The sequence below is a fragment of the Aquabacterium soli genome (assembly GCF_003933735.1).
In the GTDB taxonomy this organism is placed as follows: domain Bacteria; phylum Pseudomonadota; class Gammaproteobacteria; order Burkholderiales; family Burkholderiaceae_C; genus Aquabacterium; species Aquabacterium soli.
Window position 1 is genome coordinate 57974 of the sequence record NZ_RSED01000021.1, and the last position, 10806, is coordinate 68779.

The window sequence follows — 10806 nt, forward strand, 5'->3', positions numbered from 1 at the left end:
TCGCGCCTCGACATGCCCTTGTCCCTGCAGCACGCCATGATCCTGCAGTCAGCCCCATCGCATTTGTTGCAGCCACATGCTGTGGCGCTTCCGACGACCACGAAGTCGCCAGGGGCCCCTTCACAAACCGGCACGAGCGCCCAGCCTCGCAGGGTGGTCGATCGAGCCGTTCAGGTGCAGATCGTCGAGGATCTTCCAAGGGTGCAGCAACTGCTGCGGCAACTGGTGGAGCAGCCGGGCCGTTTCGAGGTTACCGGCATCGATGACACCGAGCACGAGGCCTTTCAGCGCAGCCAGTCACAGCCGCCCGATGCGTTGGTGGTGGACCTGAACTTGAGACAGGGTTCGGGCCTGGGCCTGATCCACGCGGTGCGCAAGCTGTACGGGGCTTCTCCGACTGGCCCGCTGGTCATCGTGGTGACCAACCACACCATGCCGGTGCTGGAGGCAGCCTGCATCAAGGCGGGGGCAGATCACTTCCTGGACAAGAGCCGCGAATTGCCCCGATTGGCGGCCCTGCTGAACCAGGCCTTCTTCCCCTGAGCCAGCCCCGCCCTGGATAGCAGGAGCGGTACGAGTGATGATGGCGCTCAGGCGCCTGACGATGTCACGGCACTTGCGGCGCTCGCCTCGCTGACGCCAGCCGCCCCACCTGAAGAAGGCACCGGGATGGTTGCTTCGATGGTGGTACCTTGCCCAGGCGCCGTCTGAACATTGAAACGACCTTGCAGCGCGCGAACCCGGTGCTGCATACCAGCCAGGCCGTGGGTAAGGTGATCCGCCTGGAACTGGGCAATACCGATACCGTCGTCCTTCATGATCAGCACATAGTGTCCCTTCTCTTGGGTCAGGCCAACTTCGAACAAGCGCGCCTGGGCGTACTTGACCGTGTTGTTGAGCGACTCCTGTACCAGCCTGAACAGGTCGATGGCCACGTGAGAGGGCACCTGGATGTCTTCAGGGATGCTCACGTCGCAGGCGATGTCGGCACGGTCACACGCCTCCTGCACATGCCACTGGATGGCGGCTGCCAGCCCAAGGTGATCCAACAACGAGGGGCGCAGGTTCTCGATCACGCGCCGTTTGAGGTTGACAGCCTCGTCCAGCGCGTTGGACAACTGCGACAAACGTTCCTGGACCGGTGGCGGGGCCGCGGCTGCGTGGCCTTGCAACCAGGCCACGTCCAACTTGGCAGAAGTCAAGATGGCCCCAAACTCGTCGTGCAGGTCACGTGCCAGAGAACTGCGCTCGCGCTCGGCATTGTTCTGCAGGTACGTGGACAGCGCCGACAGCTCTTCGGTGCGTTCGGTCACGGCTGTTTCGAGCTGAAGCGCATGCTCCTTGAGGCGCCGCCGGCTTTGCTCGCGGTCATGAAAATTGCGGACCATCATCGTGCCGAGGATGGAGAGGAAGGCCAGGTTTAGGAACACCACCAGGCCCACGCCCCAGCGCTGCTGCAGAAACAGCCTGGTCAGGTTGTCCGTGCGGATCTTGGTCTGCTTGCCCAGCTCTTCATCGAGCTTGCGGGTGGTCTGCGCGATCTTTTCCATCAGCGTCAGGCCCACATCCGTGTGCAGCGTGGCCAGGGCCATGCCCGGCTGGCGGTCACGTGCCATGTGCAGCGTCACGTTGAGCTCGTCGAGCTTTTCCTCGACCAGGGCGCCCAGTTGGACGGCGTCTTTGCGCAGCGGCGACTGGTCTCCCAAGGTGGACAACAGGCTCGACTGCGCGGAGCGTGCCGCCGCCATGGCCTTGTCATAGGGGGCGAGGTAGCGATCTTCCTGGGTGATGAGGTAGCCACGCTGGCTGGACTCGGCCGCCAGCAATTGCTCGCGCACCCGCAGCACATAGGCCTGGGAATCGATGGCGCGACGCCCTTCGATGCGATTGATCGAGATCTCGGAGAAGGCCAGCTCCGACACTGCGAACACCAGCACCGACACCACCGCCGTGAGCACCAAGGCCAGCAGAACCCGGGGCGGCACGGCTTCGTACCATGCCACGGGGTGGGCATCGGTTGGAACGGTAGAAGGGGAAGAAGACAAACAGGGCTCCCTTGGGACAGACGAGTATCCGCTGGAACCAGGAACGGCACCACGGGCAATGGACCCCGATTGTGCCCAACTTGCAGCGGCATGCAAAAAGGCCGACGGCAATGACTGCCATCGGCCAAAAGGTGCCCCCGCAGGGGGAGACAAGGGCACCGAACAACCCGGTCTGGGTGGTCCGTGTCAGCGTCAGGCTCGTCGGAACAAGCCCAGCACCAGCGACACGACAAATCCAATCAGGAAGATGAAGAACAATACCTTGGCGATCGAAGCGGCGCCGGCAGCAATGCCACCGAAACCGAAGACCGCGGCGATCAGCGCGATCACCAAAAAGACAGCGGCGTAGTGCAGCATGATGGTCTCCTGTCGTTCAGAGGGTTGAGGACGCCGACACCGGAATGATCCGGATCAGCGGCGGGCGGCCAGCGCGCCGATGACGATGCCGACAGCAGCACCGACACCAATGGCTTGCCAGGGATTGGCGTGGACATACTCGTCGGTAACCTTGGCCGTCTTGCGGGCACGGTCGCTCACGTCGGTGCCAAAGGCGTTCAGCCGGTCTTGAGCCTGGTGCAGGGCATTCTTCAGGCGGGCGGTCACTGCGCTGGCCTGATCGGCAGCGTCGTCACCGGCGGTGTTCAGCAGCGTGCGGGCTTCGACCAGGATCTTGTCGAGTTCCTTGGCGGCGATTTGAGGGGACTTGCTCATGGTGTTTCTCCTGTGCATAGGTTGCGGGCCGGTTGATCCTCGGGAGATCAACCGTTGTTGGCCTTTACTTCAGGCGGATGTCGTTCTTGACGGCCTTGACGCCCTTGACGTTGCGGGCCAGGTTCACGGCCTTGGCAGATTCCTCGGCTGTGTTGGCGAAGCCGCTGAGCTGCACCGTGCCCTTGAACGTCTCGACAGAGATGTTCAGCGCGCTCACAGTCTTGTCTTCCACGAAAGCAGCCTTCACCTTGGTGGTGATGACGCTGTCGTCCACCGTTTCCCCGAAGCTGGCTTGCTTGGAAGAGCTGGCGCAACCGGTCATCAAGACCATGGAACCGCCCGCCAGGGCCGTCAGAGACACAAACAGCGGGGTAATCAAGAGGCTAGATCGCTTCATACTGGGCTCCAGTCAATGTCAAGATATCGGTCATGCATTTGTTGTCAGGTTGACGCCTGGCCTTTGTCTACATGACCCCTTTGGTGATTCCAATGTAAGAATGTTGGCGTCCGGAGGCTGTCAGCCCGGCCTGATGAGCAGGGACAGGACTTGCTGATCCCGCTGTCAGTCAATGCTGACATTTCAGATGTCCGCCGCCCTGGAACGTTGTCCGTGCATGGCCGGTAGTCATGCGCTCACCGGCGCCCTCAACGGGGCGTGTGTCAGCGATGCATAAAGACGCCGAGTCCATCGCCCCAGCCCTCTCCAGGCGGCAACGCCTGCTGTGGAGCCTGGCCGCAGGATGGACCGTGGCGGTGTTGGGGACCACCTGGCTGGTCGACCGGCAGCGCATGAGTCAGTACCTCACGGAGGTCGTGATCGACGCGCAAATGCGGGTGGACATGCTTCGCGACAGCGTCGAAATCAATTTCCTGCAGATTGCGGCGCTGGCCCAGGTGCTGGCAGAGCAGCCGGGCCTGCTGAGCTTCTTCCACCGACACGGCAGTTCGGCCCAGGCAGCGCCTGCACAAGATCTCCCCGCCAGCACCCGCGCCAGTCAACGCGACACACTGCTGACCCAGCCGGAGGTGGTGGCCATGAGCCAGCAACTGGCCGAGCTGGTCAAGGACTTCCAGATCCGCCAGGCCTTCGTGATGGACAGCCGCGGCAACGTGCTGGCAGACAGCGGCCATGCCGATCGCCAGCACACCACCATCGGGGCCAACTTCGGCGGCCGCCAGTACGTGGTCGATGCCATGGACCAGGGGCGCGGCTTCCAGTTCGTGATGGGCAGTGTCAGCCAGCAGCCGGGCTTCAACTTTGCCGCCAAGGTGGCCGATGGGGACACGGCGCTGGGCGCGCTGGTGCTCAAGACGGACATGAGCACCTTGTCGCGCATCTTCACGGATGCCGCCCGGCGCGTGGTGATGCTGACGGACGGCAATGGCGTGGTCGTGGCGGGCAACCGGCCTGAGTACCAGTTGCGGCAGATCCCCATGCAGCCGTACCCCAACGGACGCGAAGTCGAACTGACGGCGCTGTACAGGCAGATCCCGAAACGACTGGACTGGGCCATGGACACCTTGCCCTTGGCAGAGAGGTCGCTGCGGATGCTGCGCATCGATGGGCACGACCATGTCGCCCTGCCCCACCCTCTGCCGCGCCACCCCTACACGGCCTGGGTGCTGGCCCCCCTGAACCGCACTGGATCCATCCATGCATCCAGTGTCGCCGGAGGGCTGGCGGCACTGCTGGCCGGCTACATGCTTCTGTGGATGATGTGGCGCCGGCTGGAGCGCGAGGGCATTTTGGAGTTGGCTCACCAGGACGCGCTGGAATCGACCGAGGGCCTGCCATTGACCGTGTTCCGCTATCGCGTGGGCCGTGACGGGCAAGGCCGCTTCTCGTTCGTCGGCCCAGGGGTCCAGGAGCTTTTCGGCATCGAGCTCGAAACGCTGCTCGACGACCCGCAATGGCTGTGGTCCCGTGTGGCACCCGGCCAGACGCTGCCGCCCACCCAGGCCACCGAGTTCACGCTGCCCGGCCCCGATCACCAGCGCTGGATCGGCATCGGCAGCACGCTGCGCCCTTCACTCAAGGGCGAGCAGATTTACGATGGATACTGGGTCGACCGCACCGCCTTGCGGCAGGCCGAGCAGCGCTTCGAGGGCTTGTTCGAACAGGTTCCGGTGGCGGTGATGCTGTGCCACCGAGAGCAGGGCATCCTGCGCTGCAATGCCGCGACCCTCGAGATGTTTGCCGCGCATTCCTTCGAGCAATTACGCGGCCGCCTGCCCTGGAAGCCACCGCTGACGCCGCCCCAGCAGGCCGTGGGCAAGCACAGCGAGAACGAAGCGCTGGCCATCATCGACAAGGTGCGCGCAACCGCGGGTGAGCCGCTGCACACCGAGTGGCACCACATGCGCCTGGACGGCACACGCTTCCAGGTGGCTGCCGCCGTGGTGTCGCTGGACCACGAGACCCCGGGCCTGGTGCTCGGCATCCTGCAGGACATCACCGCGCTGCGCCAGACCGAAGAAGCCCTGCACAAGGCGCAGGAGGCCGCCCAATCCACCGACCGGGCCAAGACCGCCTTCCTGGCCAACATGAGCCACGAGATCCGCACCCCCATGAACACCATCATGGGCATGACGCACCTGGCCCTGGAGGACACCCAGCCCGAAAAGCACCGCAGCTATGTGGCCAAGGCCCATCAGGCGGCCAAGAGCATGTTGCAGATCGTCAACGACATCCTGGACCTGTCGCGCATCGAGGCCGGCCAACTGGAGCTCGAATGCATCGAGTTCCCGGTGCAGGGTCTGATCGACCAGCTGAGCAACGTGCTCGGGCTGCAGGCAGAACAAAAGGGCATCGAGCTGCTGTTCACCGCGCCCATGGATCTGCCCACGCACCTGCTGGGCGACCCGGTCCGCGTGCGCCAGATCCTGCTGCACCTGGGCGCCAATGCCATCAAGCACACCAGCGAGGGAAGCGTGACGCTGGGCCTGGAAGTGCGCAGCCGCCACGGCTACGAGGTGGAGTTGCACGGCTGGGTGCGCGACACCGGGGAAGGCATGACGGCCGAGCAGCAGGTGCGGCTGATGCAATCCTTCAACCCCTCGCCGCCCCCCGACCTGCCGCCGGTGGGCGGCGCAGGGCTGGGCCTCACCATCTGCCATCAGTTGCTCGAACGCATGTCGGGCCGGCTCTGGGTGGAAGGCGCCCTCGGCCGGGGCTGCACCTTCCACTTCGTGTTCAGCATCAGCCTGCCATCGGGACCTGCCCATGCCATCCAGGTGCAGGACAACTGGCACGGCAAACGCATCCTGCTGGCCGATGACAACCCCGACGCCCGCGAGGTGCTGAGCAAGATGCTCGCCGGCATGGGACTGGTGGTGGACCTGGTGGGCACGGGGCCCGAAGCGCTGGCCGCCCTGGAACGCGCCAGCCGCCCCTACGACTGGATCATGCTGGACTGGAAGATGCCCGGCATGGACGGCATCCAGTGCGCACACGAGGTGCAGGCCCAGGTGAAGCAACGCTTCCCCGGCACCCAGCCCTGCATCCTGCTGGTAACGGCCTTCAACCGGGATGACGCCATCGATGCGGCCCGCAACGTTCGTCTGGCCGACGTGCTGACCAAGCCCATCACCCCCGCCGCGCTGGCCGACTGCCTGCGCAAAACCCTCACCGTGCGCCCCCTGTCGACGCCCGCCGAGGCCCCACCGCAGAGCACCAAGCCAGCGCAGGAAGCCCATCCCAAGCCTCTGGCAGGCACCCACATCCTGCTGGTGGAGGATCAGCCGCTCAACCAGGAAATCGCGCGCGAGCTGCTTCAACTGGCAGGGGCCACGGTCGTGTGCGCGGACAACGGCGCGCTGGCCCTCACGGCGCTGGCCCGCAACAAGCCTTTCGACTGCGTGCTGATGGATTGCCAGATGCCCGTGATGGACGGCTACACCGCCACCCGCAAGATCCGCCAGCAATCCCAGTGGCAGCACCTGCCCATCATCGCGATGACCGCCAGCGCACTGGCCAGCGATCGCGAGCACGCACTGGGCAGCGGCATGAACGACCACATCACCAAGCCGCTGGACATCGATCAGATGTACCAGGTCATCGGCAAATGGGTGGCCGCCGCCAAGGCCTTGCAGCGCGATGCCTCGGTCAGAATGGGCACGGGCAGACCAGCTTGAGGGCCTGGCCACTGACCGGGTGGGCCAGCGCCACATCGCAGGCGTGCAGCATCAGGCGCCCGGCGCGGGCGCGATCACCCGGAGGGCCATACAGATCATCTCCGATGATCGGGTGGCCCAGCGCCATCAGGTGCACACGCAACTGGTGAGAGCGGCCGGTGACCGGCTCCAGCGACACCCGGCTGCTGTTGGCCAGGGGTTGCAAAAGCCTGAACCGGGTCAATGAGGGCTTGCCGATTTCGGCATCGACCTTCTGACGCGGCCGGCGCGGCCAATCGGTGATCAAGGGCAGGTCGATCTCGCCTTCCTCCTGGGCCAGCACGCCGTGGACCATCGCCTCGTAGCGCTTGTCCACCTGACGCGCCATGAACTGCTGGCTGAGCAGGCGCTGCACCAGCGGGCCACGGGCCATCAGCACCAGGCCGGAGGTGTCCATGTCCAGGCGGTGCACCACCATCGCGTCCGGAAAACGGGCCTGCACCCGGGCGGCCAGGCAATCGGCCATGCGCTCGCCCCGGCCTGGCACGCTGAGCAGGCCGGAGGGCTTGTCCAAGGCCAGCAGGTGCTCATCCTCGTACAACAGGGCCAGACCGGTGTCGGGCGGTGGCTGGTAATCCGCCAACTGGTGGCCCTGCGGATCTTGCGTGGTCATCGGTTCTGGTGCGTGTGAAGAGGCTGAATGGGTTGTGATCAGGCCACACTCATCGGCCAGATGGCCTACACCATCATTGGTTCAAGAAGGGGTGTTCGACAGGGGTGCTTGTCTCGCAACGAGCAAGGGTAGAAGATTAAGGCCTGCCGGGCACCCTGCCCGGCGTCATGTTGTCGCACCGTCCCCATCCATGGAGTGAACCCGATGGCCTCAGCCTCCAAAGCGTCCCCGAGCCCCAAGAAGACCGCAGCTCAGCCTCCTGCCAATAAAAAGTCAGCCGCCAAAGCGGACAAGCCGGCCAAGGCACCAGGCCATGCCTTCGCCGGCACGGTCAAGTCCTTCAAGGCGGGCGCCGGCGCACCGCTCAAGTATTTCTCGCTGCCTGAACTCGCCAAGACCTATCCCAGCATCAACCGCCTGCCGGTGTCGATCCGCATCGTGCTGGAATCGGTGCTGCGCAACTGCGATGGCCAGAAGGTGACCCCCGAGCATGTGGCCCAACTGGCCAACTGGCAGCCCACGGCCGAACGCAAGGACGAGATCCCGTTCGTCGTGGCCCGTGTGGTGCTGCAGGACTTCACCGGCGTGCCCTTGCTGGCCGACCTGGCCGCCATGCGCAACGTGGCCGACACCCTGGGCAAGAACGCCAAGACCATCGAACCACTGGTGCCGGTGGACCTGGTGGTCGACCACTCTGTGATGATCGACCACTACGGCACCAAGAAGTCGCTCGACCTGAACATGAAGCTGGAGTTCCAGCGCAACAACGAGCGCTACCAGTTCATGAAGTGGGGCATGCAGGCCTTCGACACCTTCGGTGTGGTGCCCCCGGGCTTCGGCATCGTGCACCAGGTGAACCTGGAGTACCTGGCCCGCGGCGTGCACAAGACCAAGGATGGCATCGCCTACCCGGACACCCTGGTGGGCACCGACAGCCACACAACAATGATCAACGGCATCGGTGTGGTGGGCTGGGGCGTGGGCGGCATCGAGGCCGAGGCCGGCATGCTGGGCCAGCCGGTTTACTTCCTGACGCCGGACGTGGTGGGCTTCGAGCTCACGGGCCGCCTGCGCGAGGGCGTGACGGCCACCGACCTGGTGCTCACGGTCACCGAGATCCTGCGCCAGCACAAGGTGGTGGGCAAGTTCGTCGAGTTCTTCGGCGAAGGCACGGCCAGCCTGGCCCTGCCCGACCGCGCCACCATCGGCAACATGGCACCCGAGTACGGCGCCACGATCGGCTTCTTCCCGGTCGACGACAAGACCATCGACTACTTCAAGGGCACGGGGCGCACCAAGGCCGAGATCGAGGCCTTCGAAGGCTACTTCCGGGCGCAGAAGCTGTTCGGCGTGCCCCAGGCCGGCGAGATCGACTACAGCCAGATCGTCAAGCTGGACCTGGGCACCGTGGCTCCCAGCCTGTCCGGCCCCAAGCGCCCGCAGGACCGCATCGAGCTGGGCAATGTCAAGAACCAGTTCATCAGCCTGTACAGCCGGCCCGCCGCCGAGAACGGCTTCAACCAGCCGGCCGACAAGCTCACGCACCGCTTCGCGCTGGGCGGTGGCGAGGCGCCGCCGGCCACCCCGCCCACACCACCCGGCGCGCCGCGCCAGGTCGCCGAGATGGAGGGCAACAAGCCCACCCTGGCCTCGGCCCACTCGGCGGCCACGCCGCCCACCACCACCCCCGCAGTGGCCGCAGGCGTCACCATCGGCAACGGGGACGTGCTGATCGCGGCCATCACTTCCTGCACCAACACCTCCAACCCGGGCGTGCTGCTGGCCGCCGGCCTGCTGGCCAAGAAGGCCGTCGAGGCGGGCCTGACGGTGCAGCCGCACATCAAGACCTCNAGAAGGCCGTCGAGGCGGGCCTGACGGTGCAGCCGCACATCAAGACCTCGCTGGCCCCTGGCTCGCGCGTCGTCACCGAGTACCTGGAGAAGGCCGGCCTGCTGCCCTACCTCGAGAAGCTGGGCTTCAACGTGGCGGCCTATGGCTGCACCACCTGCATCGGCAATGCCGGCGACCTGACCACCGAGATCAACGAGGTCATCTACCGCAATGACCTGGTCTGCGCCGCGGTGCTGTCGGGCAACCGCAACTTCGAGGCCCGCATCCACCCCAACCTGAAGGCCAACTTCCTGGCCTCGCCGCCGCTGGTGGTGGCCTACGCCATCGCGGGCAACGTCACACGTGACCTGATGACCGAGCCGGTGGGCTATTCCACCAAGGGCCCGAACAAGGGCAAGGCGGTGTACCTGGGCGACATCTGGCCCAGCTCGGACGAGATCTACAAGCTCATGAAGTACGCCATGAACGCCAAGGTGTTCAAGGAGAACTACGACAACGTCGCCAAGAACCCCGGCAAGCTGTGGGAGCAGATCAAGGGCGTGAAGGGCCAGGTGTACGACTGGCCCAAGAGCACCTACATCGCCAAGCCGCCCTTCTTCGATGGCTTCGAGATGCAGCCCAAGGTGTCGGCGCTGGGCGTGAAGGATGCGCGCATCATGGCCCTGTTCGGCGACTCGATCACCACCGACCACATCTCGCCGGCCGGCTCCATCAAGGAGTCCTCGCCCGCGGGCAAGTACCTGATCGAGCATGGCGTGCTCAAGGCCGACTTCAACTCCTACGGCTCGCGCCGCGGCAACCACGAGGTGATGATGCGTGGCACCTTCGCCAACGTGCGCATCAAGAACCTGATGATCCCGCCGCGTGAAGATGGATCGCGTGAGGAAGGCGGGCTGACGCTGTTCCAGCTGGACGGCCCCAACAAGGGCGAGAAGCAGTTCATCTACGACGCCGCGATGAAGTACATCGAGGCAGGCGTGCCCACGGTGATCTTCGGCGGCGAGGAATACGGCACGGGCTCCAGCCGCGACTGGGCCGCCAAGGGCACGCAGCTGCTGGGCATCAAGGCCGTGGTGGCGCGCAGCTTCGAGCGCATCCACCGCTCCAACCTGGTCGGCATGGGCGTGCTGCCCCTGCAGTTCAAGGGCGATGACAGCTGGCAGTCGCTGCACCTCACGGGCAACGAATCGGTCAGCATCGAGCTGGGCGACGCCATTGCACCGCAGGCCGATGCCAAGTTGATCATCAAGCGGGCCTCTGGTGAAACGGACACCGTGATCGTCAAGCTGCGCATCGACACGCCGATCGAGGTGGACTACTACCAGCACGGCGGCATCCTGCCTTTCGTGCTGAGGCAGTTGCTGGCGGCCTGATCCGGCTCGCGCCATTGCACAATGAAGCCCCGCCTCAGGC

8 protein-coding genes and 1 pseudogene are annotated in these 10806 nt (G+C 65.1%); 4 read left to right on the top strand and 5 right to left on the bottom strand.

All coding sequences use genetic code 11. The annotated features are described in order from the left end of the window. Positions 1-153 precede the first annotated feature (153 nt). Complete coding sequence (locus EIP75_RS20230; protein WP_158622918.1) at positions 154-543, top strand: response regulator; 390 nt, start codon at positions 154-156, stop codon at positions 541-543. A gap of 47 nt (positions 544-590) precedes the next feature. Here EIP75_RS20230 and EIP75_RS20235 read toward each other — a convergent pair whose 3' ends face one another. The 4 genes from EIP75_RS20235 to EIP75_RS20250 all read right to left on the bottom strand — a co-directional run bounded on the left by EIP75_RS20235 (position 591) and on the right by EIP75_RS20250 (position 3087). Beyond that, on the bottom strand, positions 591-2045 hold the full coding sequence (locus tag EIP75_RS20235; protein WP_158622919.1) for a CHASE3 domain-containing protein: 1455 nt from the start codon (positions 2043-2045) through the stop codon (positions 591-593). A 192-nt stretch (positions 2046-2237) separates the two neighbouring features. Next, positions 2238-2402 carry a DUF1328 domain-containing protein gene (locus tag EIP75_RS20240; RefSeq protein ID WP_125245009.1) on the bottom strand — a complete coding sequence of 55 codons (165 nt, stop codon included), beginning with the start codon at positions 2400-2402 and terminating at the stop codon, positions 2238-2240. Between the two features lie 54 nt (positions 2403-2456). Further along, a complete protein-coding gene (locus EIP75_RS20245) occupies positions 2457-2756 on the bottom strand; it encodes an ElaB/YgaM/YqjD family protein (RefSeq protein WP_158622920.1) in 300 nt (99 codons plus the stop codon). A 64-nt stretch (positions 2757-2820) separates the two neighbouring features. Then, positions 2821-3087: a BON domain-containing protein gene (locus EIP75_RS20250; protein WP_338014946.1), complete on the bottom strand. Its 267-nt coding sequence runs from the start codon at positions 3085-3087 to the stop codon at positions 2821-2823. A gap of 335 nt (positions 3088-3422) precedes the next feature. Here EIP75_RS20250 and EIP75_RS20255 point away from each other — a divergent pair, with 335 nt between their 5' ends. Further along, positions 3423-6890: a response regulator gene (locus EIP75_RS20255; protein ID WP_158622921.1), complete on the top strand. Its 3468-nt coding sequence runs from the start codon at positions 3423-3425 to the stop codon at positions 6888-6890. Here EIP75_RS20255 and EIP75_RS20260 read toward each other — a convergent pair. Further along, entirely contained in the window at positions 6862-7542 is a 681-nt protein-coding gene (locus tag EIP75_RS20260) for an RluA family pseudouridine synthase (RefSeq protein ID WP_125245013.1), read from the bottom strand. The two genes, EIP75_RS20255 and EIP75_RS20260, sit on opposite strands and share 29 nt — an antisense overlap. A gap of 327 nt (positions 7543-7869) precedes the next feature. Here EIP75_RS20260 and EIP75_RS24980 point away from each other — a divergent pair. Further along, positions 7870-9417: pseudogene (locus EIP75_RS24980) on the top strand (aconitate hydratase); the annotation flags it as partial. Positions 9418-9419: 2 nt separating this feature from the next. Further along, the gene (locus EIP75_RS24985; protein ID WP_338014948.1) at positions 9420-10766 is read left to right on the top strand and encodes an aconitase family protein; all 1347 of its coding nucleotides are present in this window, start codon (positions 9420-9422) and stop codon (positions 10764-10766) included. Positions 10767-10806 lie beyond the last annotated feature (40 nt).